Annotated in this window: 26 protein-coding genes and 4 tRNA genes; 23 read left to right on the forward strand and 7 right to left on the reverse strand. The window is 69.9% G+C overall.

Annotated features, from left to right (window positions below; all coding sequences use genetic code 11):
• Positions 1 to 119: 119 nt before the first annotated feature.
• Entirely contained in the window at positions 120 to 683 is a 564-nt protein-coding gene (locus DO944_RS02145) for a type II toxin-antitoxin system PemK/MazF family toxin (protein ID WP_112614200.1), read from the forward strand.
• 136 nt (positions 684 to 819) lie between these two features.
• Entirely contained in the window at positions 820 to 1,554 is a 735-nt protein-coding gene (locus DO944_RS02150; protein WP_112614202.1) for a VIT family protein, read from the forward strand.
• Between the two features lie 155 nt (positions 1,555 to 1,709).
• Here DO944_RS02150 and DO944_RS02155 read toward each other — a convergent pair.
• Positions 1,710 to 1,786: transfer RNA gene (locus DO944_RS02155), tRNA-Val, on the reverse strand.
• Between the two features lie 151 nt (positions 1,787 to 1,937).
• On the opposite strand from DO944_RS02155, the gene DO944_RS02160 reads away from it, so the two are divergent.
• The 4 genes from DO944_RS02160 (at position 1,938) to DO944_RS02175 (ending at position 2,839) form a co-directional block, all read left to right on the forward strand.
• Positions 1,938 to 2,009: transfer RNA gene (locus tag DO944_RS02160), tRNA-Gly, on the forward strand.
• Positions 2,010 to 2,064: 55 nt separating this feature from the next.
• A tRNA-Cys gene (locus tag DO944_RS02165) sits at positions 2,065 to 2,135 on the forward strand.
• A 27-nt stretch (positions 2,136 to 2,162) separates the two neighbouring features.
• Positions 2,163 to 2,234 (forward strand) — tRNA-Val (locus DO944_RS02170).
• 98 nt (positions 2,235 to 2,332) lie between these two features.
• Positions 2,333 to 2,839 (forward strand): glycine cleavage system protein R, encoded by a 507-nt coding sequence (locus DO944_RS02175; protein WP_112614204.1) that lies wholly within the window; start codon positions 2,333 to 2,335, stop codon positions 2,837 to 2,839.
• A gap of 41 nt (positions 2,840 to 2,880) precedes the next feature.
• Here the strand turns inward: DO944_RS02175 and DO944_RS02180 are convergent, their stop codons facing one another.
• Entirely contained in the window at positions 2,881 to 4,041 is a 1,161-nt protein-coding gene (locus DO944_RS02180) for an SLC13 family permease (RefSeq protein WP_258524563.1), read from the reverse strand.
• Between the two features lie 198 nt (positions 4,042 to 4,239).
• Here DO944_RS02180 and thrS point away from each other — a divergent pair, with 198 nt between their 5' ends.
• The 3 genes from thrS to DO944_RS02195 all read left to right on the forward strand — a co-directional run bounded on the left by thrS (position 4,240) and on the right by DO944_RS02195 (position 7,492).
• The gene (thrS, locus tag DO944_RS02185; protein WP_112614208.1) at positions 4,240 to 6,276 is read left to right on the forward strand and encodes a threonine--tRNA ligase; all 2,037 of its coding nucleotides are present in this window, start codon (positions 4,240 to 4,242) and stop codon (positions 6,274 to 6,276) included.
• Positions 6,273 to 6,830, forward strand: coding sequence for an HIT domain-containing protein (locus DO944_RS02190; protein ID WP_181574121.1), 558 nt, complete (start codon positions 6,273 to 6,275; stop codon positions 6,828 to 6,830). Before thrS ends, DO944_RS02190 begins: the two co-directional genes overlap by 4 nt.
• An 89-nt stretch (positions 6,831 to 6,919) precedes the next feature.
• A complete protein-coding gene (locus DO944_RS02195) occupies positions 6,920 to 7,492 on the forward strand; it encodes a hypothetical protein (RefSeq protein WP_112614210.1) in 573 nt (190 codons plus the stop codon).
• A gap of 6 nt (positions 7,493 to 7,498) precedes the next feature.
• Here the strand turns inward: DO944_RS02195 and pdxY are convergent, their stop codons facing one another.
• Together pdxY and DO944_RS02205 are read right to left on the reverse strand one after the other, a co-directional pair.
• Entirely contained in the window at positions 7,499 to 8,350 is an 852-nt protein-coding gene (gene pdxY, locus DO944_RS02200; RefSeq protein ID WP_112614212.1) for a pyridoxal kinase PdxY, read from the reverse strand.
• 4 nt (positions 8,351 to 8,354) lie between these two features.
• Positions 8,355 to 9,683 carry an aminotransferase class I/II-fold pyridoxal phosphate-dependent enzyme gene (locus DO944_RS02205; RefSeq protein ID WP_112614214.1) on the reverse strand — a complete coding sequence of 443 codons (1,329 nt, stop codon included), beginning with the start codon at positions 9,681 to 9,683 and terminating at the stop codon, positions 8,355 to 8,357.
• Positions 9,684 to 9,695: 12 nt separating this feature from the next.
• Here DO944_RS02205 and pdxS point away from each other — a divergent pair, with 12 nt between their 5' ends.
• The 10 genes from pdxS (at position 9,696) to DO944_RS02255 (ending at position 20,086) form a co-directional block, all read left to right on the forward strand.
• Positions 9,696 to 10,664, forward strand: coding sequence for a pyridoxal 5'-phosphate synthase lyase subunit PdxS (gene pdxS / locus DO944_RS02210; protein WP_396652008.1), 969 nt, complete (start codon positions 9,696 to 9,698; stop codon positions 10,662 to 10,664).
• A 16-nt stretch (positions 10,665 to 10,680) separates the two neighbouring features.
• Positions 10,681 to 11,280 carry a pyridoxal 5'-phosphate synthase glutaminase subunit PdxT gene (pdxT, locus tag DO944_RS02215; RefSeq protein WP_112614216.1) on the forward strand — a complete coding sequence of 200 codons (600 nt, stop codon included), beginning with the start codon at positions 10,681 to 10,683 and terminating at the stop codon, positions 11,278 to 11,280.
• A 10-nt stretch (positions 11,281 to 11,290) separates the two neighbouring features.
• Entirely contained in the window at positions 11,291 to 12,052 is a 762-nt protein-coding gene (locus DO944_RS02220; RefSeq protein ID WP_112614218.1) for a YebC/PmpR family DNA-binding transcriptional regulator, read from the forward strand.
• Positions 12,053 to 12,176: 124 nt separating this feature from the next.
• Complete coding sequence (ruvC, locus tag DO944_RS02225; RefSeq protein ID WP_258524533.1) at positions 12,177 to 12,746, forward strand: crossover junction endodeoxyribonuclease RuvC; 570 nt, start codon at positions 12,177 to 12,179, stop codon at positions 12,744 to 12,746.
• A 70-nt stretch (positions 12,747 to 12,816) separates the two neighbouring features.
• On the forward strand, positions 12,817 to 13,434 hold the full coding sequence (gene ruvA / locus DO944_RS02230; protein ID WP_112614222.1) for a Holliday junction branch migration protein RuvA: 618 nt from the start codon (positions 12,817 to 12,819) through the stop codon (positions 13,432 to 13,434).
• Complete coding sequence (gene ruvB / locus DO944_RS02235; protein ID WP_112614224.1) at positions 13,427 to 14,452, forward strand: Holliday junction branch migration DNA helicase RuvB; 1,026 nt, start codon at positions 13,427 to 13,429, stop codon at positions 14,450 to 14,452. Before ruvA ends, ruvB begins: the two co-directional genes overlap by 8 nt.
• 79 nt (positions 14,453 to 14,531) lie before the next feature.
• The gene (yajC, locus tag DO944_RS02240; protein ID WP_112614227.1) at positions 14,532 to 15,035 is read left to right on the forward strand and encodes a preprotein translocase subunit YajC; all 504 of its coding nucleotides are present in this window, start codon (positions 14,532 to 14,534) and stop codon (positions 15,033 to 15,035) included.
• Positions 15,036 to 15,079: 44 nt separating this feature from the next.
• Entirely contained in the window at positions 15,080 to 16,795 is a 1,716-nt protein-coding gene (gene secD, locus DO944_RS02245; protein ID WP_112614229.1) for a protein translocase subunit SecD, read from the forward strand.
• On the forward strand, positions 16,795 to 17,784 hold the full coding sequence (secF, locus tag DO944_RS02250) for a protein translocase subunit SecF (protein ID WP_112614262.1): 990 nt from the start codon (positions 16,795 to 16,797) through the stop codon (positions 17,782 to 17,784). The genes secD and secF overlap by 1 nt, the downstream gene beginning before the upstream one ends.
• A gap of 49 nt (positions 17,785 to 17,833) precedes the next feature.
• Positions 17,834 to 20,086: a bifunctional (p)ppGpp synthetase/guanosine-3',5'-bis(diphosphate) 3'-pyrophosphohydrolase gene (locus DO944_RS02255; RefSeq protein WP_112614264.1), complete on the forward strand. Its 2,253-nt coding sequence runs from the start codon at positions 17,834 to 17,836 to the stop codon at positions 20,084 to 20,086.
• Here DO944_RS02255 and DO944_RS02260 read toward each other — a convergent pair.
• From DO944_RS02260 to DO944_RS02270, 3 genes are all read right to left on the reverse strand, one after another.
• A complete protein-coding gene (locus DO944_RS02260; RefSeq protein WP_258524534.1) occupies positions 20,073 to 20,627 on the reverse strand; it encodes an SAM-dependent methyltransferase in 555 nt (184 codons plus the stop codon). The two genes, DO944_RS02255 and DO944_RS02260, sit on opposite strands and share 14 nt — an antisense overlap.
• 99 nt (positions 20,628 to 20,726) lie before the next feature.
• On the reverse strand, positions 20,727 to 21,989 hold the full coding sequence (locus DO944_RS02265; RefSeq protein WP_112614266.1) for a DUF349 domain-containing protein: 1,263 nt from the start codon (positions 21,987 to 21,989) through the stop codon (positions 20,727 to 20,729).
• 68 nt (positions 21,990 to 22,057) lie between these two features.
• Positions 22,058 to 22,372 carry a dioxygenase gene (locus tag DO944_RS02270; protein WP_112614268.1) on the reverse strand — a complete coding sequence of 105 codons (315 nt, stop codon included), beginning with the start codon at positions 22,370 to 22,372 and terminating at the stop codon, positions 22,058 to 22,060.
• Positions 22,373 to 22,471: 99 nt separating this feature from the next.
• Between DO944_RS02270 and DO944_RS02275 the strand changes: the two genes are divergently transcribed.
• From DO944_RS02275 to DO944_RS02290, 4 genes are all read left to right on the forward strand, one after another.
• Complete coding sequence (locus DO944_RS02275; RefSeq protein ID WP_112614270.1) at positions 22,472 to 23,797, forward strand: replication-associated recombination protein A; 1,326 nt, start codon at positions 22,472 to 22,474, stop codon at positions 23,795 to 23,797.
• 3 nt (positions 23,798 to 23,800) lie between these two features.
• A complete protein-coding gene (locus tag DO944_RS16005; protein ID WP_112614272.1) occupies positions 23,801 to 25,318 on the forward strand; it encodes a tetratricopeptide repeat protein in 1,518 nt (505 codons plus the stop codon).
• Between the two features lie 156 nt (positions 25,319 to 25,474).
• Positions 25,475 to 26,104 carry a 30S ribosomal protein S4 gene (rpsD, locus tag DO944_RS02285; protein ID WP_023951228.1) on the forward strand — a complete coding sequence of 210 codons (630 nt, stop codon included), beginning with the start codon at positions 25,475 to 25,477 and terminating at the stop codon, positions 26,102 to 26,104.
• Between the two features lie 88 nt (positions 26,105 to 26,192).
• Positions 26,193 to 26,495, forward strand: coding sequence for an ATPase (locus tag DO944_RS02290; RefSeq protein WP_112614274.1), 303 nt, complete (start codon positions 26,193 to 26,195; stop codon positions 26,493 to 26,495).
• Positions 26,496 to 26,532 lie beyond the last annotated feature (37 nt).

Here is a 26,532-nt window from a genome sequence, read left to right on the forward strand (position 1 = left end):
CGTTGGCGCTCGGTTGGCAGGCGGCGCCGCTTCGCGCGAGGTGAAGCGGCGCGAGCTGCCAGGTGAAGCGGAGGGTGTGGCGGGGTGGCGCGCCTCGCGAGCTGGGTAGGTTTGGGCGCATGGGTGTGCTTTCGCGTGTGTGGGATCTGCTGCGACCGCGTCGAACGGTGGGTGACTCGGGTCGGCCGTCCGCTGCGCGTCCGCGGCCGGGGACCGTCACGCCGGCTCGCCCCAACATGCCGTCCGCGTCGGGCGGAGGGGTCGCGGGCGCGGCATCCGTCGTCGAGGTGGCGCTGCCCGATGCGCGCAGCCTGCGTCTGGCTTACGAGCCGACGCCCGACGGGCAGCCCGATCCCGGCGAGATCGTCTGGGCCTGGGTTCCGTATGCGGAGGATGCCGCGCGCGGCAAGGATCGCCCGCTGCTCGTCCTCGCGCGCGCCGACAGAGGCCGCAGCTGGGCCATGAAGCTCACGAGCAAGCCGCACGACGGCGAGCGCGACCACATCCCGCTCGGGACGGGGGATTGGGACCGCGAGCGGCGACCATCGTGGCTCGACGTCGACCAGATCTACCTCGTGCCCACGAGCGGCATCCGCCGCACGGCCGGCGCCCTCGACCGCGCGACCTACGGTCGGGTCGCGCAAGCCCTCTCGCAGCGCTACGGCTGGCGCGCCGCGAGCTGACCCGCGCCGGCTCGGCGCCTCGAAAGCGCACCCTCTCGGCGAGGACGTGCCGGGGAGCGTGCGCTCTCGCGGAGACGGTGCGTCCTCGGCGCATGGGGGCCCGCCGTGATCGCCGCACGGGTGGTTTCATGGCCTCATGAGCGAATCGTTCTCGGAGGCCCCGGGGGCGCACCCGGGGGAGCCGCACGCGTCGTCCATGTCGGGGCGGCTCAACTGGTTGCGCGCGGGCGTCCTGGGCGCGAATGACGGCATCGTGTCGACCGCGGCCCTGGTCGTCGGTGTCGCGGGGGCGACGACGGAGGCCGCACCGATCTTCGCCGCCGGCGTCGCGGGCCTCGTGGGCGGCGCGATCTCCATGGCGCTCGGCGAGTACGTCTCGGTCAGCAGTCAGAGCGACAGTCAGCGGGCGATGATCACCAAGGAGCGCCGCGAGCTCGCCGAGGACCCCGAGGCGGAGCTCATCGAGCTGGCGGGGCTCTACGAGCAGCGCGGGCTCTCGCCCGAGACCGCGCGACGGGTGGCGGAGGAACTGACCGAGCACGATGTGGTCGCCGCGCACCTCGAGGCCGAGCTGGGGCTGACCGAGGACGAGGTCGTCAGTCCGCGGGCGGCGGCCGGAGCGAGTGCGCTCGCCTTCACCATCGGCGCGCTGCTGCCGCTCCTCGCGATCCTCCTGCCGCCCGCCGGCATCCGGGTTCCCGTCACTTTCGTCGCGGTCCTCATCGCTCTCGCTCTCACCGGCTACCTGAGCGCGCGTCTCGGCGACAGTCCGCCGCTTCGCCCCGTCATCCGGGTCGTCGTCGGAGGGGCACTCGCGCTGATCGCGACCTTCACGGTGGGCTCGCTCCTCGGCGTCTCCGGCGCCGTCTGACCCGGCTCCCCATGCGATGTCGAGCGCGGAGAGAACGCACCGCTGACGCGAGGACGCATGGTGTTCGGTGCGTGCTCGCGGCCTTGGTGCTTGCTCGACGCGCGCAGAGTGCACGCCCAACGAAAAACGCCCCGGCTGTGAGAGCCGGGGCGGGGTGGTGGGCGATGCGGGACTCGAACCCACGACCTCTTCCGTGTGAAGGAAGCGCGCTAACCAACTGCGCCAATCGCCCATCTGGCCCGTGAGGGCCGAGACACGAGCATACCGGATGCCGCGACGGTTCCCGAACGCGGCGGCGAGACACGCGCGGGGCGACGCCGGTTTTGCACTCGTGCGATCGTCGGCTAATGTTTAACAAGTGCCGGAGCGATCCGGAACGAAATGCGGATGTAGCGCAGTGGTAGCGCATCACCTTGCCAAGGTGAGGGTCGCGAGTTCGAATCTCGTCATCCGCTCGAGTGCGAGGATCTCCCGTCAGGGTGATCCGGCACGTGGGTCAGAACCACACACGGTGGCGTGGCCGAGCGGCTAGGCACCGGCCTGCAAAGCCGTTTACACGGGTTCGAATCCCGTCGCCACCTCGCCTCATAACTGAACAGCCTGTATAGGCGCGATTGGCGCAGCGGTAGCGCGCTTCCCTGACACGGAAGAGGTCACTGGTTCGATCCCAGTATCGCGCACCGAGAAACCCCCGGTTCTGCCGGGGGTTTTGTCGTTTGCGGGTCCGTGACCTGGATCTCCGCTGCGCCGGAGTTCTCCGCCGGTTAGGCTCGGCGCCATGACTCAGCTCGTGCTCACCGTCGTCGGAGACGACCGAGTCGGACTCGTCCGCACGCTCGCCGACACCGTCGCGGCGCACGGCGGCAACTGGGAGCGCAGCGAACTCGCGGAGCTCGCCGGCGCCTTCGCGGGGATCGTGCTGGTGGAGGTGCCCGCCGATCGCGAGGCCGGCCTCGTCGAGGCGCTCGAGCGTCTGGACGGCTTGCTGCGCATCACGACACACCAGCCGTTGACGCCAGTCGTCGCGAGCGGGCAGGTGCTGCGTTTCACGGTGCTCGGCAACGACCGTCCCGGAATCGTGCGCGAGGTGAGCGACGCGATCGGCGCCCACGCGCTGAGCATCGACGCGCTGACCAGCCGCACCCTCGACGCTCCGATGGCGGGCGGCACGCTGTTCGAGGCGACTCTCGTGGTCCGCCTGCCCGCGGACTTCGACGCCGCCGACATCGTGGCGGACCTCGAGCGTCTCGCGGGTGAGATCCAGGTCGACCTCACCCTGACGTGAGCCTCGACACCTCTAGTGGCTACGGCCGGGCGAGGTGAGGCTCAGCGCAGTGCGAGCGGCAGGACCGACAAGCCGACGGCGAGCGGTGCCGCAACGAGGCCCCAGAGGATGAAGCGCCGCCAGGGGACGTCGACACCCACCGCGTGCAGCCGCTCGTGCCAGAGCAGCGTCGCAAGCGACGCCCACGGGGTGATGAGCGGTCCCGCATTGACACCGACGAGCAGCGCGCCGAGACGCTCCGGGGTTCCCGCCGCCGACTCGAGCAGCAGGTACGCGGGCAGGTTGTCGACGGTGTTCGCCGCGACGAGGGCGGTGCCCGCCATGCGCCACAGCTCGAACGGCCCGCCGGCCTCTCCGGCGACCAGCGACACCACCGCTGCGGAGCCGAGGGACTCGAGCGCCGCCATGGCGGTGAACAGTCCCGCCGCGAACACGAGCAGCTGCCACGGGACGAGGCGCGCGGAGAGCCCGCGAGGCGATCGCCATGCGAAGAGTCCGATGAGCAGAATCGCGGCGACCGTCGCCGGGATCCACGGCTCCAGCCCGCTGACGAGGGCCGGCATGAGTGCGAGGACGACGACGGATGCCACGACCAGCTGCATCCGGTCGGTGACGCGCGGCACAGGCGCGGGCTCGAAGCGCCCGACGAGCGAGCGCCGGTGGACGGCGAACAGTAGCGCGACCGTCACGAGGATCGCGACGGCTGCAGACGGCCCCATCAGCGCGAGGAACGCCAGGGGGCCGCCCTCGGGCAGCCGGCTGAGGGCCAGCAGGTTGGTGAGGTTCGACACGGGGAGCACGAGCGAAGCGGTGTTCGCGAGCCACACCGTTGTGAAGGCGAAGGGCAGCGGCGGCAGTCCGTTGGCGCGTGCGACGGCGACGACGACCGGGGTGAGCAGCACCGCGGTCGTGTCGAGCGAGAGGAAGGCCGTGGCGACGACGGCGAGCGCCACGACGAGGAGCCAGAGCACAATGGTCCGGCCCCGGGAGGCGCGGGCGAGCCGGCCGGCCGCGACGTCGAACACGCCGGCCTTCGCCGCCAGCTCCGCCACGATCGTGACGGCGACCACGAAGGCGAGGATCGGCGCGACCCGCTCGACGATCCCGACGAGCTCGCTCGGGGGCAGGATGCCGCTGACGACCGCGCCCGCCGCCACGAGCAGCAGTGCGGCTCCGGCGATGGCGAGCTTCACGGCATCCATCATGGGCCCTCGGGGCCCGCTCTGAAGTCGCCGACGCTCACGAGTAGGATCGACGCATGGAACGACGCCGGATCGGAGCCCGTGTGCTCACCCGCTTCGTCGCCGCCGGCCGAACGCTCTCGGCCTGAGCGGGCGGGACGCGGCGAGCGTCCGAAGCTGAGTAGCCTTGATCCGAGCCACCCATCTGGAGATGTTCCCTTGACTGACGTCGTTTCCCCGTCGGACGTGTCGTACCCCGCCGACGGCTTCGCCCTCTTCCCCGACCGCTCCGTCGTCGCTCTGCGCGTCAACGGCGATCTGAAGGACCTCGCGACGGTCGTCGCCGAGACGGATGCCGTCGAGCCGGTGACCGTATCGAGCCCCGACGGTCTCGCGATCCTCCGCCACTCGACGGCGCACGTGCTGGCCCAGGCCGTGCAGCGCATCCGGCCGCAGTCGAACCTCGGGATCGGACCGCCCATCGAGGACGGCTTTTACTACGACTTCGGCGTCGATGAGCCCTTCACTCCGGAGGACCTCAAGTCGATCAAGAAGGAGATGGAGCGCATCGCCCGCGAGAACCAGCGGTTCGTCCGCCGGGTCGTCACCGCTGACGAGGCGCGCGCCGAGCTCGCCGACGAGCCCTTCAAGCTCGAGCTCGTCGACCTCGCCGGCGGCCCCGGGTCGGGCGCTGATGCCGCCGAGGGCGCGTCGGCCGAGATCGGCGCCGGTGAGCTGACGATCTACGACAACGTCACCCGCGACGGGGAGACCGCCTGGAAGGACCTCTGCCGCGGACCGCACGTGCCCGGCACCCGTATGGTCGGCAACGGCTGGGATCTGACCCGGGTGGCGGCCGCCTACTGGCGCGGCAGCGAGAAGAACCCGCAGCTGCAGCGCATCTACGGCACCGCGTGGCCGTCGAAGGACGAACTGCGCGCGTACCAGGAGCGCCTGGCCGAGGCGGCCCGCCGCGATCACCGCAAGCTCGGCGTCGAGCTCGACCTGTTCTCGTTCCCCGACGAGATCGGCCCCGGCCTGTCCGTGTTCCACCCCAAGGGCGGCATCATCCGCTACGAGATCGAGCGCTACATGCGCGAGCAGCTGCTCGCGAACGACTACGAGGTCGTGAACACGCCGCACATCACCAAGGGCGATCTGTTCATGACGAGCGGCCACCTGCAGTGGTATGCCGACGGCATGTACCCGCCCATGAAGCTCGATGAGACCGTCGACGCCGAGGGCAACGTGACGCGGCAGGGGCAGGAGTACTACCTCAAGCCGATGAATTGCCCGTTCCACAACCTGATCTTCCGCTCGCGCGGACGCAGCTACCGCGAGCTGCCGCTGCGGCTCAGCGAGTTCGGTTCGGTCTACCGCTACGAGAAGAGCGGCACGCTGTCCGGGCTCACCCGCGTGCGCGGCATGACCCAGGACGACACTCACATCTACGTCACCCCCGACCAGGTCGAGGACGAGCTCGTGCGGAGCCTCGAGTTCGTGCTGCAGACTCTGCGCGACTACGGACTCAACGACTTCTACCTCGAGCTGTCGACGAAGGAGGAGGGCAACCCGAAGTTCATCGGCGACGACTCCCTCTGGCAGCATGCGACCGAGACGCTCCGGCGTGTCGCCGAGGGGTCGGGTCTCGAGCTCGTTCCGGATCCCGGCGGCGCGGCGTTCTACGGCCCGAAGATCTCGGTGCAGGCCCGCGATGCGATCGGCCGCACCTGGCAGATGTCGACCATCCAGCTCGATTTCAATCAGCCCGAGCGTTTCGAACTCGAGTACACCGGCCCTGACGGCGAGAAGCACCGCCCGGTGATGATCCACCGTGCTCTGTTCGGGTCGATCGAACGCTTCTTCGCGATCCTGCTCGAGCACTACGCGGGTGCCTTCCCGGTCTGGCTCGCGCCCGTGCAGGTCGTCGGCATCCCCGTCGCCGACGACTACGCGCCGTACCTGCAGGAGATCGTCTCGCGTCTGCGCAAGGCCGGCGTCCGTGCCGAGCTCGACCGCTCGGATGACCGGATGCAGAAGAAGATCCGCACCCACACCACGCAGAAGGTTCCGCTGCAGCTCATCGCGGGCGAACAGGACCGCGCCGGAGGCACGGTCTCGTTCCGCTTCCGCGACGGATCGCAGACCAACGGCGTCGCCGTGGACGAAGCCGTCGAGCGCATCCTGGCGGCCATCGCGAACCGCACGCTCGTCGACACGGCGGAGCACCTGGACGCTGCGGGACAGCTCGCGTGACGGGCTCGTCGGACACCCCGCGCCCTGTCGAGGACGCCGCGCGCCTGGCCGGGGTGCCCGACGAGTTCCAGCGGCTGTGGACACCGCACCGGATGGCGTACATCCAGGCCGGTCCCGAGCCGCTGCGCGACGAGTGCCCTTTCTGCGCGGCGCCCGGCAAGTCGGATGCCGACGGCCTCATCGTCGCGCGGGGGCGCACCGCCTACGTGCTGCTGAACCTCTTCCCGTACAACTCGGGTCACCTGCTGGTGTGCCCGTACCGGCACATCCCGACGTACGACCTCGCGACCGCTGAGGAGGTGGCCGAGATCGGTGCGCTGACGCAGACGGCCATGCGCGTGCTGCGGGAGGTGTCGCGGTGCGACGGTTTCAACCTCGGGATGAATCAGGGCGCGGTCGCGGGCGCCGGCGTCGACGGGCACCTGCACCAGCACGTCGTGCCCCGGTGGGCGACCGACGCGAACTTCTTCCCGATCATCGCGAAGACGAAGGCACTCCCGCAGCTGCTCGGCGAGGTCCGCGAAGCGGTCGCGGGCGCCTGGCCGACCGACTGACCACTCCTTCCTCGTGCTCGACCCCGAGCGCAAGCCCCGCCGCGGGGCGCTGCGGGGACGATAACCTGAGCGCTCACTGAGGAGGCGCCATGTCGATCACCGCCCGTCCCCGTACCGCGACCCTCGCCGCACTGGCCGTCCTGGGCGTGGTCGCCCTGGCGGGGTGCACGCCCGCGAGTGATGCGGGCTCTTCGGAGGGGACTCCGACTCCGGCTCCGACGGCGTCCGCGCAGGAGGAGAGCTCGGCTGCGACCCCCGACGCAGGCGACGCTCTCGCCGAGCGCGACGCCTTCATCGCGGAGCAGCAGCAGCCGGTGGGACAGCCCACGCTCACCGCGAAGACGCCCGCGCAGCAGGAGCTCGTCGCCCAACAGCGCGCGCACCTCGAGGCGAACGGCGGACAGTGGTCCGAGCAGGCCGAGACCGTGACGCTCGCCCTTGCCCTGGACGCGTGCGAGACCTCCATCCTCAACGGGCACGAGGTCGACCAGAACGTGTTCCAGATGCACGTCACGTCGTCGCCGCTCATCCAGAGCCTCGCCGTCGACGACGCGTCGCGCGAGGGCGCCGTGAGCATCATGGTCTTCGGCACGCGGTTCCTCTGCCCGGACGACGCTCCGCAGTGGGAGCAGGCGTGGACGGAGTCCGGCGGACAGCAGTGACGCCGGTCAGCGCACCCGCTCGACCGTGAACTGCATCCGCGGGTGCGCGTAGGCCTCCTGGCTCTCGACGAGCTGGAGTTCGCGCTCGCCCGACTCGTGCGTACGCGTGAGCAGGTCGAACACGCTCGAGGTCGTGCGCGCCAGCGCCTCGGCTGCGGAGCCGGTGCTGCGGTAGTGAGCGGTGAACAGGGCCGCCGTCACATCGCCGGATCCGTTCGCCTTCATGGGAATGTGGGGCGTGCGGACGATCCAAGCCCCGGCGTCGTCCGCGGCGAGCATCTCGATCGTGCCTTCGGGCCGGTCCGGTCGCTCGACGCTCGTCACGAGCACGGTGCGCGGACCCATCGCGCGGGCGGCGTCGACGGAGGCGAGAGTCGAGTCGAGATCGGTCGGCTCGGTCTCGGTCAGGAAGCCGAGCTCGAACTGGTTCGGGGTGATGATGTCTGCGGCCGGCACGACGCGCTCGCGGAGCAGGATCGGGATCGCGGGCGCCACGAAGCACCCGGACTTCGCGTTGCCCATGACGGGGTCGCACGCGTAGACGGCATCCGGGTTCGCGGCCTTGACACGCGCGACGGTGTCGAGGATGACGTCGGCGATGCCCTCGCCCCCCTGGTAGCCCGACAGGACGACGTCGATCTGCGGGAAGGCGCCGCGATCCTCGACACCCGCGATGACGGCGCGGACGTCGTCCGGGCTGATCATCGGGCCACCCCAGGCGCCGTACCCGGTGTGGTTGGAGAAGTTCACCGTGTAGACCGGCATGACCTCCACGCCGATGCGCTGCAGCGGGAACACCGCGGCGGAGTTGCCGACGTGTCCGTATGCGACGGCCGACTGGATCGAGAGCACCTTCATGGGGTCATGCCTTTCGAGAGGGGAGGGCGGATGCGACGAGGTCGCGCGTGAGCAGTGCGGCGTCGGCGTCGTTCAGGTCGTGCACGGTCAGCCGCAGGTGGCGCGAGGGTGCGTCGTCGGCCAGCCGGAATTCGTCGCCGGTGCGCGCGAGCCAGCCCCGGCGCATCAGGGCGTCGGCGACGGAGCGGGCGGTGCCGGGTACCTCGATCCAGAGACTGAGTCCGTCACCGGCTGCGCAGGGGAGGCCCGCGCGCGTCAGCTCGGCTGCGAAGGCGCTGTTGCGGTCGGCGTAGTGAGCCCGAGCGGCGGCGATCGTGCCGGCGGCGGTGTCGTCCGAGACGAGAGCGTGGGTCAGTCGCTGCAGCAGGTGGCTGACCCACGTGGTGCCCGAGCCGAGGCGCAGGGCCAGGCGTTCCGCGGTCGTGGGGTCGGATGCCGTGACCGCGAGGCACATGTCCGGTCCGAGGAACTTCGACACCGAGCGCACCCGTGCCCAGCGTTCGTGCTGGTCGCCGATGACTGAGCGGTACGGCTGGGTCGACAGGAGGGAGAAGTGGTCGTCCTCGATGACGAGGACGAACGGATGATCGGCCAGTACCGCGCGCAGGGCTGCCGCGCGCTCGGCCGACAGGCTCGCACCGGTGGGATTCTGCGCTCGCGGGGTGATGACGACGGCGCGGGCGCCCGCATCCAGGGCTGCTCGCAGCCCATCGACCGTCATGCCCTCGCTGTCGACGGGCACCGGGATCGCGCGGTAGCCGGCGAGGCGCACCGTGTGGATGCTCGCGAGGAAGCACGGGTCTTCGAGGGCAACTGCGTCGTCGCGGGTGAGAGCCTGCGCCAGGAGGCGCTCGACGGCGTCGACGGCGCCACCGGTGACGGTGAGGTGGATGTCGGCATCCGCTGCCGTGTCAGCGGCGAACCAGTTCCTGGCCCAGGCTGCGAGACCGGCGTCGATGACCGGTTCGCCGTACAGGACGGGGCGTCCGGCGACTCGGCCGAGCACGTCGCGCGGATCGGGGATGAGAGCAGGATCCGGATTCCCCGACCCGACGTCGCGCAGCACCGTGTCGGCGGCCACGCCCTCGGCGGCGACGGGGGAGACCTCGGCGATACGCGTTCCGCCGCGGCCGCGGGCCACGACGACGCCGGCCTGCGCGAGGAGCCGGTAGGCGGCGACCACGGTGTTCCGGTTGACGCCGAGCTGCTCCGCCAGGGCGCGCACCGGCGGCAGAGCGTCGTCCGCGCGCAGGGAGCCTCGCTCGAGCAGCATCCGGACGCTGTCGGCGATCTCACCCGCCGTGTGTCCGGTGATCGTGTCACGGGAAGTCATCGGGACGATCTTATGTCGGATGCCATGCTACTTTTTGGCCTAGGCCGAACTGCATCCCGAGAAACGGCCGGATCGGAGCCCATCGTGTCGAACGACCAGACCGTCACCGGATCATCACGCGTCAAGCGCGGCCTCGCAGAGATGCTGAAGGGCGGCGTCATCATGGACGTCGTCACCGCCGATCAAGCACGGATCGCGGAGGATGCCGGCGCCGTGGCCGTCATGGCACTCGAGCGCGTCCCCGCCGACATACGCGCCCAGGGCGGGGTGGCGCGCATGAGCGACCCCGACCTGATCGACGAGATCATCGCGTCGGTATCGATCCCCGTGATGGCGAAGGCCCGCATCGGGCACTTCGTGGAAGCGCGCGTGCTCCAGGAACTCGGTGTGGACTACATCGACGAGTCCGAAGTGCTGTCGCCGGCCGACTACACGCACCACATCGACAAGTGGGGCTTCACCGTCCCGTTCGTGTGCGGTGCCACCAACCTCGGCGAGGCTCTGCGCCGCATCACGGAGGGGGCCGCGATGATCCGGTCCAAGGGCGAGGCCGGCACGGGCGACGTCTCGGAGGCGACGCGCCACATCCGCACGATCACCGCCGAGATCCGTGCTCTGCAGGCGAAGAGCCCCGACGAGCTGTACGTCGCGGCGAAGGAGCTCCAGGCGCCGTACGACCTCGTCGCCGAGGTCGCGGCCACCGGCACCCTGCCCGTCGTGCTCTTCACCGCGGGCGGTGTCGCCACCCCTGCCGACGCTGCGATGATGATGCAGCTCGGCGCGGACGGCGTCTTCGTGGGTTCCGGCATCTTCAAGTCGGGCGACCCCGCGCGCCGTGCCGCGGCCATCGTGAAGGCGACGACCTTCCACGATGACGCCGCCGTCGTCGCCGAGGCCTCGCGCGGACTCGGCGAGGCGATGGTCGGCATCAACGTCTCCGATCTGCCTGCTCCGCACCGTCTCGCCGATCGCGGCTGGTGAGTCGGTGAACGAAGGGATGCCGCCGCGCGTCGGAGTCCTCGCCCTGCAGGGAGACGTCCGCGAACACCTGCGCGTGCTCATGGAGCTCGGCGCGACGGCATCCCTCGTCCGTCGTCCCGGCGACCTGGCGGCGGTGGACGGTCTCGTCCTCCCCGGCGGGGAGTCGAGCGTCATCGACAAGCTGGCACGCGCGTTCGGGATGCAGCAGCCCATCCGCGACGCGATCACGGCGGGCAAGCCGGTCTACGGCACCTGCGCCGGGCTCATCCTGCTCGCCGACCGCGTCGACGGGGCGATCGCGGGTCAGGAGACCTTCGGCGGGCTCGATGTGACCGTGCGGCGGAACGCCTTCGGCGGACAGACCGACTCGTTCGAGACGGCGCTCGCCGTCGCGGGCTGGGACGCGCCCGTCCACGCGGCGTTCATCCGAGCGCCCCTCGTCACCGAGCTCGGGCCGCAGGTGCGGTCGCTCGCGACCCTGCCGGATGGCGGGGTCGTCGCGGTCGAGCAGGGTCGTCTGCTCGCGACGGCCTTCCACCCGGAGGTCTCGGGCGAGCGCCGCTTCCATGAGAGGTTCCTCGCGCACGTCCGCGAGGCGCGCGCATCCGCCCGGTAAGATCGAGCGCATGTCCGGTCACTCCAAATGGGCCACGACCAAGCACAAGAAAGCCGTCGTCGACGCGCGCCGTGCCAAGTCGTGGGCCAAGCTCATCAAGAACATCGAGGTTGCTGCGAAGCTCGGCGGCCCCGATCTGCAGGGCAACCCCACGCTCTTCGACGCCGTCCTGAAGGCCAAGAAGACCTCGGTCCCGAAAGACAACATCGACCGCGCGATCAAGCGTGGCGCCGGTATCGGCGGCGAGGCCGTCGAGTACTCCTCGATCATGTACGAGGGCTACGGACCGAACGGCGTCGCGTTCCTCATCGAGTGTCTGACCGACAACAAGAACCGCGCCGCGGCCGAGGTCCGCACCGCTCTCAGTCGTAACGGCGGAACGCTGGCCGACCCGGGCAGCGTCGCTTACAACTTCAGCCGCAAGGGCGTCATCGTCGTCCCGTCCGAGGGCACGACCGAAGACGACGTCATGCTCGCCGTCCTCGAGGCGGGGGCGGAAGAGGTCGAGCCGCACGGCGACGGCTTCGGCGTCATCACCGAGGCCTCCGACCTCGTGTCGGTGCGCAGCGCCCTGCAGGACGCCGGCATCGAGTACGACTCCGCCGACGTCGAGTTCGTCCCCTCGCTCAAGGTGGAGGTCGACGCCGACACCGCCCGCAAGGTGTTCCGTCTCATCGACGCCCTCGAGGACAGCGACGACGTGCAGAACGTCTACACGAACTTCGACCTCACCCCCGAGGTGCAGGCCGAGCTCGAGAGCGACGACGAGTAACAGTCCGGGCATCACTCGCAGTTCCCGGCATCCAGCGCAGCTCATTCTGCGTCGGATGTCGGGAACTGCGCGTTTCGCGGGTTGTCGCCGCTCCGCTCGGCTGCGGCAGACGTACCGTGGGGGAGTGACCTCTCTGCGCGTGCTCGGTGTCGATCCCGGGCTCACCCGATGCGGAGTCGGCGTCGTCGACGTCGCCCGCGATCGATCCGCCGCCCTCGTGCATGTCGGGGTCGTCCGATCCGACGTCGAGCTGCCGATCGAGCGGCGGCTCGCGACGATCGCAGCGGGCCTGCGTGCGGTCATCGCAGAGCACCAGCCTCACGTCGTCGCCGTCGAGCGGGTCTTCGCTCAGCACAACCGGAGCACCGTCATGGGGACGGCGCAGGCGAGCGGCATCGCGCTGCTCGTCGCCGCGGAGAGCGGCCTCGATGCCGCGACCCACACGCCCTCCGAGGTCAAGGCGGCGATCACCGGCTACGGCTCGGCGGAGAAGCTGCAGGTGCAGACGATGGTCGCCCGCGTGCTGCGCCTGGACTCGCTGCCCCAGCCCGCGGATGCCGCTGATGCGCTGGCCCTCGCGATCTGCCATGCGTGGCGACGCGGCGTCGGCGGCCCGGCGTCGTCGTCCGGCACAGCGGCGCTCACTCCGGCGCAGCGGGCGTGGGCGGACGCCGAGCGTCTGGCCCGGCGCTGACGCTCCCACCCGGTGGTGAGCGACGCGTGTCGCTCGAACATAGCTGCGAAGCGGCGCCTAGGCTCGGATCATGATCTCCTCCCTGCGCGGCAGCGTGCTGCACCTCGAGTCCGACAGCGTCGTCATCGACGTCGGCGGGGTCGGGTTCTCGGTCGCCGTGACCCCCGACATCCCGCGCTCGTTCCACGTCGGCGATGAGATCGTGCTGCACACGAACCTCGTCGTCCGCGAGGACGCGCTCTCGCTGTTCGGTTTCGAGACGCGCGAGCAGCTCGGAGTCTTCCTGCTGCTCATCGGCGTGACCGGTGTCGGACCGAAGTCGGCTCTCGGCGTGCTGTCGGCACTGAGCGTCGCTCAGATCGCCGAGGCGGTCACCGCCGAAGACGACGCCCCGTTCCGACGGGTGTCGGGCATCGGGCCCAAGACCGCGAAGCTCATCGTGGTACAGCTGGCGGGCAAGCTGCAGGCGGTGCCGTCTGCTCAGCCGGCGTCCGCTCCCTCGGGGGGAGGGACGCTCGTGGGTCAGGTCGTCGCAGCGCTCGTGGCTCTGGGGTGGAGCGAACGCGTGGCCGCGGATGCCGTCGCGCAGGTCACGGCGGATGCTGCGGCCCCCGCGACCGTGCCTGCTCTGCTGAAGCTCGCGCTCGCGCAGCTCGGGCCGGCGCGACCGGAGCAGACCGGTGTCTGACGCGCACGAGCTCGCCGCCGACGAGACCGAACTGGCCGTCGAGGGGGCACTACGGCCGACCTCGCTCGCGGAGTTCGTCGGACAGCAGAAGGTGCGCGGGCAGCTCGAGCTGCTTCTGCAGGCGGCCGCGATGCAGGACCGTCCAGCCGACCACATCCTGCTGTCGGGACCTCCCGGTCTCGGGAAGACGACGCTCGCGATGATCGTCGCCCACGAGAGCGGCCGGCCGCTGCGGATGTCGAGCGGCCCGGCGATCCAGCACGCGGGCGATCTCGCGGCGCTGCTGTCGAGCCTCGTGCCCGGCGAGGTGCTCTTCATCGACGAGATCCACCGTATGGCGCGCTCGGCGGAGGAGATGCTGTACCTCGCGATGGAGGACTTCCGCATCGACATCATGGTCGGCAAGGGTGCCGGTGCCACCAGCATCCCTCTCGAGCTGGCCCCGTTCACCCTGGTCGGCGCAACGACCCGGTCGGGCCTCCTGCCCAACCCGCTTCGCGACCGGTTCGGGTTCACCGCGCACATGGAGTACTACGAGCCGGAGGAGCTCGAACGCGTGATCCAGCGGTCCGCGAGCGTCCTCGCCGTCGACGTCCCGGCCGTCGCACGGGCCGAGATCGCGCGCCGCTCCCGCGGCACACCGCGCATCGCGAACCGCCTGCTGCGCCGCGTCCGAGACTTCGTCGTGGTGCACGGTGACACGGCGGCGGGTGCGACGGAGGCGGATGTCGCGGCCGCGCTCGAGCTGTACGACGTCGACGCTATCGGCCTCGATCGGCTCGACCGTGCCGTGCTCGACGCACTCGTGCGCCGATTCGGCGGTGGGCCCGTCGGGCTCAACACCCTCGCGGTCACGGTCGGGGAGGAAGCGGAGACGATCGAGTCGGTCGTCGAGCCGTACCTCGTCCGCATCGGGTTCGTGGGCCGGTCGCCGCGCGGCCGCGTCGCGATGCCCTCGGCCTACCGCCACCTGGGCGTTCCCCGCGCCGACGGGGCGCTCGAGATCGATGACCTATAATCGCTGAAGGCTTCTCGCCGACGAATCCCGAGGGTGCGCATTCTTCGCGTGCCTACCCGTGAAAGGTGCTCCCACCTCCATGCTCTTCTTCGCCACCACCCCGGCCGACGCCCCTCCCGCGAATCCGGCGGTGCAGTTCTTCGCCGAGTACGGTCTGCTGATCATCCTCGCGCTGCTCATCGTCTTCATGTTCTGGAGCCAGCGCCGTCGCGCGCAGCGGATGAAGGCGGAGCAGGCGGAGAAGTCCCGTCAGCTGCTTCCCGGAGCGAAGGTGCTGCTGCAGGGCGGCTTCTACGGCACGATCGTCGAGTACGACGGCGAGGACCTCTCGAAGTCGGCTCGCGTCGAGCTCGCGCCCGGCGTCGAGGTCGAGGTGCACAGCCAGGCGATCCTGCGTGTGGTCGACCCCGCAGAGGGAACGCTCACCGAGGACGAGTACATCGAGGCTGAGGAGCACCACGACGAGTACGTCGCCGATGTCGAGCAGGGTCTGATCACCTCGGTCAGCGACGACGCCGCGCGTGATCGCGCCGACGCCGCTTCCGAGGGCGCGGCCGACCGCGACGACAAGCCCCGCGCCTGACCCGCCGCTGACCCGGCGCTCGCTCGACGAAAGCTGACCTCCCCGTGGCGACTTCCACACCTGTGCGCCGTGCCTGGCGCGCGCTGACCGGACTCGTGGTCCTGACGGCGCTCCTGTTCGGTATCAACGCGCTCGGCGTCTATGTGTTCAAGGCGAGTTCGTGGGCTCCGGAGCTCGCACTCGACCTCCAGGGCGGGACGCAGATCATCCTCGAGGCGCAGTCCGACGGGGCGGCGCCCTCGAGCGAGCAGATGCAGCAGGCGGCGTCCATCATCCGACAGCGCGTCGACGCATCCGGCCTGGTCGAGGCCGACATCGCCACGCAGGCCGGCAACCAGATCGTCGTTCAGCTTCCGGGCGAGGTCGATGACGAGACCCGTGAGCGTATCGACGCCTCGGCCCAGCTGCAGTTGCGCGCGGTGCTCTACACCGGCTCACCCGCCACCAGCTTCGTCGGCGACGACGGCAACGAGACGCCGTACCCGACTCCCGATCCCAACCTCCCGGCGACCCCGTCGACGACGCCGTCCAATGGCAGCGACCCGGCGTGGATCACCGAGGCGCTGCAGGCTCAGTTCCTCGCCTACGACTGCGCGAATCCGGCGAACGACCCCGCGGACGCACCGGCCGATCAGCCGCTCGTCACCTGCGACCGCACCGGGACCGCGAAGTACATCCTCGGCCCGGTCGAGCTCGACGGCTCGTCCATCGACAACGCCACGAACGGTCTCGAGCAGAGCACCGGTCGCTGGGCCGTGAACATCACGTTCGATCAGCAGGGCACCGAGACGTTCGGCAAGATCAGCCAGCGACTCTACGGGCAGCAGTCGCCGCTCAACCAGTTCGCCTTCGTGCTCGACGGCGCTGTGCTGTCGGCGCCCTCCATGGATGCCGTCATCCTCACCGGCAAGCCGTCCATCACGGGCACGTTCGACCAGGACAGCTCGAAGGTGCTCGCCGACCAGCTGAAGTTCGGTGCTCTGCCGCTGAGCTTCGAGGTGCAGAGCACCAACACGATCTCCGCGACGCTCGGCTCCCAGCAGCTGCAGATCGGTCTCATCGCCGGCCTCATCGGCCTCGCGCTCGTCGCGGTGTACTCGCTCGTCGTATACCGGGCGCTCGGAACCGTCATCATCGCGTCACTGGTGGTCATGGCCGTGCTCACCTACGCGGCGCTCACGATCCTCGCCTGGCGCATGGGCTTCCGGCTCTCGCTGGCCGGTGTCGCGGGCCTCATCGTGACCATCGGTTTCACCGCAGACTCCTTCATCGTCTACTTCGAACGCATCAGAGACGAGCTGCGCGACGGCAAGTCGATCACGAGCGCGGTCGAGGACGGCTGGTCCCGTGCCAAGCGGACCATCTTCATCTCGAAGTCGATCAACATCCTCGCCGCGGTCGTGCTGTACATCCTGGCCGACTCGACGGTGAAGGGCTTCGCGTTCACCCTCGGGCTCACGACCGCGATCGACATCCTGATCTTCATCCTCTTCACGCATCCCGTGCTGCAGCTGCTCGTGCGCACGCGGTTCTTCGGGTCGGGGCACAAGCTGTCGGGTCTCGACCCGGACGCGCTGGGCGCCGTGTACCGCGGACGGGCGCAGTTCCGCGAGCCGGTCGCCGCGGCGGCGAAGACCTCTGCAGGACGCCGCGCAGCGAAGTCGCGTGGTGAGGCCGAACGGCGACAGACGATCGCGGAGCGCAAGCGTGCTGAACAGGCCGCAGGCGACCAGCGCGATGCGACGGGGGACAAGCACTGATGCGTTTCTTCAATCGGTTCGGCAACGACCTCTACACGGGGAAGCTCTCGTTCCCCTTCGTCGCCCGTCGCACGCTGTGGTTCATCATCGCCGCCGCCCTCGTGCTGGGCTCGGTGCTCGTCCTCGTGGTCAAGCCGCCGCAGTTCTCGATCGAGTTCACGGGCGGATCGCAGTTCACCGTCACGAACGTGTCGAACACCGATCAGCTGCTCGCGACCGACGCGGTGCAGGAGGTCGTGCCCGGCGCGACGACGAAGGTGACGACGATCGGCGAGGACGCTGTGCGCGTGCAGACCGACCAGATGTCCGACGCCGAGACCCGCGACGTCACGGCGCGACTGGCCGAGGCGTACGACGTCCCGGCCGCCGAGGTGAGCTCATCGTTCATCGGGCCGAGCTGGGGCCAGGACGTCACCCGACAGTCGCTGTGGGGCCTGGCGATCTTCCTCGCGCTGACGTTCCTGATCCTGGCGCTGTACTTCCGCACCTGGAAGATGTCCGTCGCCGCCATCATCGGCCTGGTCGACGTGCTCGTCGTGACCGTGGGCGTCTACTCGCTCTTCGGGTTCGAGATCTCTCCCGCGGCGGTCATCGGCTTCCTCACGATCCTGTCCTACTCGCTGTACGACACCACGGTCGTGTTCGACAAGGTCCGCGAGAACACGTTCGAAGACGGCGAGAAGTCGGGGCGGACGTTCGGCGAGTCGGTCAACCTGGCGGCCAACCAGACGCTCGTGCGCTCGATCAACACGACGATCGTTGCGGCCCTTCCGACCGGTGCGATCCTCTTCATCGGTGCGCTCTGGCTGGGTGCTCAGACCCTCACCGACATCTCGCTGTCGATCTTCGTCGGAACGCTCGTCGCCGCCTACTCGACGCTGTTCGTCGCGGTGCCGCTGTTCGCCCTGCTGCGCGAGAACGAGCCCGCCATCAAGGCGAACGACACCCGGGTTCTCGAGTCGCGCGAGCGTGCTTCGGTCGAGGCCTGAGCGCCGCGAGGGCGCGTAGAATCGATGTCTGCATGGCGGAGGTGAGGGTATGACCGAGATCACCCCGCCCCCTGCCCAGAGCTCGCTCCGGCGTCTCGTTCCTCGGATCTTCTCCCGCGCTGCGCCGCGGGAGGGGCTGGAGCAACTCGTCCGGACGGTGCGCGCACATCACCCCAAGGGCGACATCGCGATCATCGATCGCGCTTATCAGACGGCGTCACGGGCGCACGCGCAGCAGAAGCGTCAGAGCGGCGAGCCGTACATCACGCATCCGCTCGCCGTAGCCCAGATCCTCGCCGAGCTCGGCCTCGGCCCGAGGGCCATTGCAGCCGCGCTGCTCCACGACACCGTAGAGGACACCTCATACGGTCTGGACCAGCTGACGGCGGAGTTCGGCGACGAAGTCGCCATGCTCGTCGACGGCGTCACGAAGCTCGACAAGGTCAAGTACGGCGACGCCGCGCAGGCCGAGACCGTGCGCAAGATGATCGTCGCGATGTCGCGCGACATCCGGGTCCTGCTGATCAAACTGGCCGACCGGCTGCACAACGCGCGTACCTGGGGCTTCGTGCCGCCGGAGAAAGCGGCGAAGAAGGCGACCGAGACCCTCGAGATCTACGCGCCGCTCGCGCACCGGCTGGGTATCCAGGCCATCAAGAGCGAGCTCGAAGATCTCTCCTTCGCGGTCCTGCATCCGAAGCTGTACGCCGAGATCGACAGCCTCGTCACCCAGCGCACCCCGCAGCGCGAGCAGTACCTGCAGACCGTGATCGACGCCGTCGAGACGGATCTCCGTGAGCTCCGCATCCGCGGTCGCGTCATGGGGCGACCGAAGCAGCTCTACTCCGTCTACCAGAAGATGGTGGTGCGCGGGCGCGAGTTCGACGACATCTACGACCTCATCGGCATCCGTGTGCTGGTGACGACGGTCCGCGACTGCTACGCCGTGCTCGGCTCGATCCACGCGCGGTGGACGCCCTTGCCCGGGCGGTTCAAGGACTACATCGCGACCCCGAAGTTCAACCTGTATCAGTCTCTCCACACCACCGTGATCGGACCGGGTGGTCGCACGGTCGAGATCCAGATCCGCACCCACGAGATGCACCAGCAGGCCGAGTTCGGTGTCGCGGCGCACTGGAAGTACAAGGAGCGGATGGCGGGCGGCAAGGCCGACGCCAAGGCGATCGACAACGACATGGCGTGGCTCGCCCACATCTCCGACTGGCAGGCCGAGACGGCCGACCCGGGGGAGTTCCTCGACTCGCTCCGATTCGAGATCGGCGCGAAGGAGGTCTATGTCTTCACCCCGAAGGGGCGGGTCATCGGCCTGCCGGCGGGGGCCACCCCGGTCGACTTCGCCTACGCCGTGCACACCGAGATCGGCCACCGCACGATGGGTGCGAAGGTGAACGGGCGTCTCGTGCCGCTCGAGTCGACCCTTTCCAGCGGCGATGTCGTCGAGGTGTTCACCTCGAAGAACCCCGACGCCGGCCCGAGCCAGGACTGGCTGACATTCGTCAAGAGCACGCGGGCCCGCAACAAGATCCGCGGCTGGTTCACGAAGGAGCGGCGCGAAGAGGCCGTCGAGCAGGGCAAGGACGCGATCGCTCGGGCGATGCGACGTCAGAACCTGCCGCTCCAGCGCCTCATGGGGCAGGACGCGTTCACGGAAGTGGCGCACCAGCTGCGCTACGAGGACGTCACTGCGCTCTACGCGGCTGTGGGCGAGGGACACGTCTCGACGCAGTCGGTGATCGAGAAGGTCACCGCGCTCGTCCGGGCAGAGGAGGACACCTCCACCGGCCCGATCCAGCTGCCGGCTGTGGGACGGTCGCGCCAGAAGCGCGACAGCGACTCGGGTGTTCTCGTCCGCGGCGCGCCCGACATCCTCGTGAAGCTCGCGAAGTGCTGCACGCCGGTTCCGGGTGATGAGATCGTCGGCTTCGTCACCCGCGGGAGCGGCGTGTCGGTGCACCGCTCCGACTGCACGAACGTCGAGTCGCTCATGCGCGATCCGGAACGACTCATCGAGGTGTCGTGGGCGCCGACGACGAAGAGTCTCTTCCTGGTCCAGATCCAGGTGGAAGCGCTCGACCGTGCCGGGCTCCTCAGCGACGTCACGCGCGTGCTCAGCGAGCACCACGTCAACATCCTCTCCGCGTCGGTGCAGACCAACAACGATCGGCTCGCACTCAGCAGGTTCGTGTTCGAGATGGGCGACACCGTCCACCTCGACCGCGTGCTGAACGCGGTGCGGCGCATCGACGCGGTCTACGACGTGTACCGCGTCACGTCGTCCTGACCGGCGGGCGCTCCAGCCAGGCCAGGGCCTGCCGTTTGAACGGCAGGGGGCCGCTCGACGCCAACGACCGATGCGCCTCGTCGAGGATGCCGGGGAACGCGGCGATCATCGCGACGGCGCCCGCGCGTGGCGCGTCGCTGGCGGCGGCATCGGCGCGCAACAGGTCGCACAGGGTCCGGACGCGGCTCGACACGGGCATCCCGCCCAGATGCACGGTCTCTCGCGCCGGAAGCTGAAGGTCGCGGTAGTGCAGCCGATGATCGAGCACGTGGTTCCGGCGTCGCTCGGTGCAGCGCTGCACGCTGTGCCGCACCGGGGGGTCCGCGAGCGCGCCGTGGACCCAGGCAGCCGATTCGTGCGTCAGGGCCAGGCCCGGCGCGACGAGGGGGCGCAGCGATGCGGCCCGGATCTCGGGTCCTTCGACGACGTCCGCAGGCATGAATGCTTCGCCGACCTCGACGACGTCACCGTCGAGACGTGCAGCAGCCAGCTCGGCCAGGGAGAGCCGGGTACCCGGGGTGTAGACGAACGGCCAGATCATTCCGTCAGTCTGGCGGGTGCACCCGAACCGCGCGGAGAGAGCCGAACGGTCTGTGGACAGCATGGCCTCCACAGACCGTTCGCGTTCGCGGGGAGAGAGTCAGCCGCCGAGAGCGCTGAGCCAGGCCTTCCGGGCGCTGAGCGCCTCTTTGGCTTGTGCGATGGCGCGTTTGTCGCCCGACGCCTCCGCGTCGGCGACTTCGGCTTCGAGCTTCGCGATCGCGTCGTGCAGCTGCGACAGCATGTCGCCCTGGCGCGCCTTCGTCTCGGGGTTGTTGTTCTTCCAGTCGGCGTCCTCGCGCGCACGCACGGACTGCTCGATCTTGCGGAGCTCGTCGTCGAGGGCGCGCTCCTTGTCGCGGGGGAAGATGCGACCGATCTCGTCCCAACGGCGCTGGATGCCCGTGAGCAGCGCCCGGGCGGCAGCGGTGTCCTTCTCTGCGGTCACGGCGGCGGCCTCGTCGAGCAGAGCGCGCTTCGCGACGATCTTCTCCTGCGAGGCCTCGGCGTCGGCCTGCTCGCGCTCCGCGCGGGCACCGTAGAGCGCGTCGCCTGCGGCCTTGAACCGTGCCCAGAGCGCGTCGTCGGCCTTCTTGCCCGCGCGGCCCGACTGCTTCCACTGCTCGAGCAGATCGCGATAGGCGCCGATGCCGTCCTCGCCGCGGGGAGCGAGGGCCTCGGCCCGCTCGATGAGGCGCTGCTTCGCGTCGCGCGCGCTCTTGTGCGTCTCGTCGAGGCTGGCGTAGAACTCACGACGGTGCTTGTCGATGGCCGATCGGGCGTCGCGGAATCGCTTCCAGAGCTGCTGGCCGGTGCCGCGGGGGAGACGCGGGCCGTCGGCCTGATGGCGCTGCCAGCGGTCGAAGAGGTCGGTGACCTCTGCGGAGGTCTGCTTCCACTGGATCGACTTCGGATCGCGCGCGGCGATCGCCTCGATCGCCTCGACGAGCGCCGTACGCTCGCCGATCGCGGCGTCGAGCGCCTGCTTGGCCTCCGCCGCCTCGGACTCGGAGGCGGCGTCGAGCTCGCCCTCCAGCGCGACCAGACGCGCCTCCAGCGCGGCCAGGTTGCCGACGGCCGCAGCCCCCGCGATGCGGGAACGGAGCGTGCTCACGGTCGAGCGCAGGTCGGAGGCTGACGCTCCGCCGCGGCGGTGACGGACCTCGATGAGCGTCACTTCGCCGGCGAGGTCGGAGAACTTGCGCTGGAAGTAGGCGAGCGCCTCTTCGGGCGTGCCGTCGGGGTACTGGCCGACGACGCGCCATTCGGCCCCCTCGCGCACCGAGACGGTGCCGTCGTCATCGACGCGACCCCACGGGGCGTCGTCGGCGGGGGTGGTCGTGGAGTCAGGGGTGGAAGTCACGGAAGGCACCTCGTCGCGGCACGCGCCGCATGGGGGTCAGGTCGGGGGACAGCCTAGTACGCAGGGCGTCAGGGCGATGGGATCGTTGTCGGAGTGGAATCCGCCGGTGTCGGGGTCTGTGTCGGCGTCGGCGTGGGCGACAGGGTCTCCGTGGGAGAGGGCGCCGGGCTCTCGGCGGGCGCGGGCGCGCCGGGACCGGCGGTGAAGTATGCGACCTGAGCGCCGATTGCGGCGAGGATCAGCACACCGCCGGCGATGGCGGCGATGACGTTGTCGCGTGACCGGCGCCGCGCGAGGCCGTCGTGGTACTCGCGTCGGGCCGCGTAGAGACGGGCGCGTTCGTGCGCCGCGCGATCGTCCCGGTTCTTGCGGCGACCTGCCACGTTGCCTCCTTCGTGCCCGTTGCGGGCCGCTCAAGCCTATGGCGCGGGTCAGCACCGCGACAAAATCCCGGTGTCGGTGCGCGCGAGTAGCCTGAGAGGATGACCGATTCGAGCGCGCTCTTCTCCGGGCAGACGCCGCTCGCGGTGCGGATGCGCCCCACCTCGCTCGACGAGGTCGCGGGCCAGGGGCATCTGCTGCGGCCCGGCTCGCCCCTGGTCGCCCTCGCGTCGCGCGACGGCAACCGGGCGGGAGCGGTCTCCGTCATTTTGTGGGGGCCGCCCGGCACCGGCAAGACCACGCTCGCGCAGGCGATCGCCCGCTCGTCGGGCCGCCGCTTCGTCGAGCTGTCGGCGGTCACGGCCGGTGTGAAGGACGTGCGCGAGGTCATGCAAGAGGCGATGACGCAGCGCGACCTCTACGGCATCTCGACGATCCTGTTCCTCGACGAGATCCACCGCTTCACGAAGGCGCAGCAGGATGCTCTGCTGCCGGGCGTCGAGAACGGCTGGGTCCTGCTCATCGCCGCGACGACCGAGAACCCGTCGTTCTCCGTCGTCGCGCCCCTGCTGTCCCGCTCGCTGCTGCTCACCCTCCAGCCGCTCAGCGACGATGACCTCGGCGGGCTCATCGACCGCGCCGTCGCGGACGCCCGCGGACTCGCCGGCTTGGTCGTCCTGGCCGATGATGCGCGGACGGCGCTGATCCGGCTGGCCTCCGGCGATGCCCGACGCGCGCTGACGTCGCTCGAGGCCGCCGCGACGATGGCCGAGCCCGGCGATGACGACGAGGCGCCGGTCATCACCGCTGACCACGTGGCTCAGGCGGTCGACCGTGCATTGCTCCGGTACGACAGGCAGGGCGACGAGCACTACGACGTCATCAGCGCGTTCATCAAGTCGATCCGCGGATCGGATGTCGATGCCGCCATGCACTACCTGGCTCGGATGATCGAGGCGGGCGAAGATCCTCGGTTCATCGCGCGGCGCCTGGTCATCTCAGCCTCTGAAGACATCGGCCTGGCCGATCCGCAGGCTCTCACGATCGCCGTTGCCGCCGCCGACGCGGTCGCTTTCATCGGGATGCCGGAAGGCCGCATCCCGCTCGCCGAAGCCACGGCGTATCTCGCGACCACCGCCAAGTCGAACGCCGCCTACAACGCGATCAACGCGGCCATCTCCGATGTCCGCGCCGGCGGGTTCGGTCGCGTGCCCAAACATCTGCGCGATGCTCACTATGCCGGCGCGAAGCGGCTGGGGCACGGCAAGGGGTACGTCTATCCGCACGACCTCGAGGTCGGCGTCGCGACCCAGCAGTACCTCCCCGACGAATTGCGGGGCAAGCGGTACTACGAGCCGACGAATCGCGGTGTCGAGCGCGAGATCGGCGCGCGGGTCGAGAAGCTGCGGAAGATCCTGGGGGACTGAGCCGTGGACGATCCCGCACCCGCGTGGACGCTGCTGGGCTCGTCGCCCGCCTTCGACGGCTACGTGCGCGTGCGCCGCGACCGCTACCTGCTGCCCGACGGCAGTGAGAGCGACTGGGATGTCGTCGAGGTCGGCGACACCGTCACGGTGGTCGCGGTCACGCCCGACGACACCGTCGTGCTGTTCGATCAGTACCGCGTCGGCCCCCAGCGCGTGCTGGGCGAGCTGCCCGGCGGGCTGATCGATCCCGGTGAGGACGCTGTCGCGGCGGGCGTGCGAGAGCTGCTGGAGGAGACCGGGTATCGTGCCGGCGCCGTCTTCGACGCCGGCGGTGAGTGGGCCGCCGCGAACGCGCGGCGACGACGGCACGTGGTCATCGCCGCCGACTGTCTGCGCGTCGCCGCGCCGGAATGGGGCGAGCACGAGACGGGTCGGGTGCGGACGATCGCGGCATCCGACCTCATCGATCACCTGACTGCCGGCGAGACCAGCGACGGCGGGCCCGCCCTGCGGGGGCTCATCCGCTTCGCGGCGAGTCGGGGCGTCGACCCCGCACTCCGCGCTCTGCAGTCTCGCGTGCGGGAGCTTCTCGCGACGTTCCCCGCCGACGACGACACGACGGCCGGTGCCGATCCGTTCGACGCGTTCTGGGATGCCGCCGACGGGAAGAACGCCGCCGCCCTGTGGGCCGAGCTCGACCAGCTCGCCGGGCACTCGGCCGAGGCGGTGCGCAGCTACGAGCGCGCCTCGCTGCACGACTTCCTCGGTGAGGAAGCCGAGGCGATCCCGCTGTACCGGTCGGCGCTCGAGGCGGGCCTGGCCGGAAAGCGGCGCTCCGCGTGCGTCATCCAATTGGCGAGCTCGCTGCGCAACGTCGGCGATCCCTCGGGCGCTCTCGCACTGCTGCACCGCTTTCCCGACACCGATCCGCTCGTCGACGCCGCCCGGGCGTTCGAGGCGCTGGCGCTGTTCACCGATCAGAAGCCCGCGCCCGCACTCCGGACGGCGCTGCAGGCGCTCGCGCCACACCTCCCGGCCTACCGCCGTTCGGTGGAGGCGTACGCAGCCGACCTCACCTCGCCTCGCCGTATCCGGGTCATCTCGGTCGCCGTCATCGTCGCTGACGGGTACGTCCTCGCGGAGGAGTACGCCGGCGGGCCGGGCGCTGGGCCGTTCCTCCGAGCACCCGGCGGCGGCGTGGAGTTCGGTGAGACCGCGGCGGCCGCCATGCGCCGCGAGCTGCGCGAGGAGCTCGCCGCCGGCGTCGACGAACTCACGCTGCTCACCGTGAACGAGAACATCTTCGACGACGGTCGCAAGAGCGGGCACGAGATCGCGCATGTCTTCGCCGTCCGCAGCGCCACGCTCGAGGCGCTGCCCCTCGGGGAACGGCTCACGGTGCTCGACGGAGACACCTCCGTCGGCTGGTATCGCATCGACGACCTGCGACGCGATGCGACCCCGTTCTACCCGGTCGGCGTCCTCGACCTCGCCGCCGCGGTCGACGCGGACGCCGTCTGATAGACTCGACCGGCTCGAAGCCCAGTTTTCGGGCATCCCTCTCTTCTGATCAAGACCTCTCGGCGTGCCCCGGCGTGCAGTCCGAGACGGGCGAGGAGACGGAGATACGTCCGTGAGTCGTGAACGTCGCGACCACGTCATCGGAAGGAGAGCTTCGTGACCACGAAGTCTCAGGACCGCCGCAAGGTCCGTCTGTCGCGCGCCCTCGGCGTCGCGCTGACCCCGAAGGCCGCCCGCTACCTCGAGAAGCGTCCCTACGCTCCGGGTGAGCACGGCCGCACCAAGCGCAAGGCCGACAGCGACTACGCCGTCCGTCTGCGCGAGAAGCAGCGTCTGCGCGAGCAGTACGGCATCCGCGAGAAGCAGCTGCGCATCCAGTTCAACGAGGCCCGCCGCAAGGACGGTCTGACCGGTGAGAACCTGGTCGAGCAGCTCGAGATGCGTCTGGACGCGCTCGTCGTTCGTGCCGGTTTCGCCCGCACGACCGCACAGGCCCGCCAGCTGGTCGTGCACCGTCACATCCTCGTCGACGGCCAGCTCGTCGACCGCCCGTCGTTCCGCGTGAAGCCGGGTCAGCTCATCCACGTCAAGGAGAAGAGCGAGTCGCTCGAGCCCTTCCAGGTCGCAGCCGCCGGCGGTCACGCCGACGTCCTGCCCCCGGTCCCGGGCTACCTCGAGGTCGAGCTCGACAAGCTGCAGGCGCGCCTCGTGCGCCGCCCGAAGCGCGCCGAGGTGCCCGTCACGTGTGACGTGCAGCTCGTCGTCGAGTACTACGCCGCGCGCTGAGTCGTACGGCTCGCTGAGTCTCAGCACTGCCATGAAGGGCGTCGGGTTCTCCCGGCGCCCTTCATGCTTTGCACCTAACATGGATGCCATGAAGAACGCGCTGTGGTTCGTTTTGGGCGTCGCCGGCGGTTTCGTCGCCGCGCACGTGGTCAACAAGGATCCGCGCGGTCACGAGATGCTCGCCGAGGTCGACGCGCGGATCTCCGAATTCGCCGATCGGATCGGCGATGCCTACCGCGAGCAGGAAGCCCGCATCGAGGGTCTCGCAGCCGACGTGAAGGGCGTGGCCTCCGACGTCCTCGACTCGGCCGCGGACGCCGCCTCCGACGCCGCGGACGCAGCGCGCGACGCGGTCGCGAAGGCCAAGAACGCCGCCGACTCCTCACACTGACACCCGACCTGATCTTGACGTCGCGCCTCCGGGCGCG

This window comes from Microbacterium sp. SMR1, assembly GCF_003289625.1.
Classification (GTDB): Bacteria; Actinomycetota; Actinomycetes; order Actinomycetales; family Microbacteriaceae; genus Microbacterium; species Microbacterium plantarum.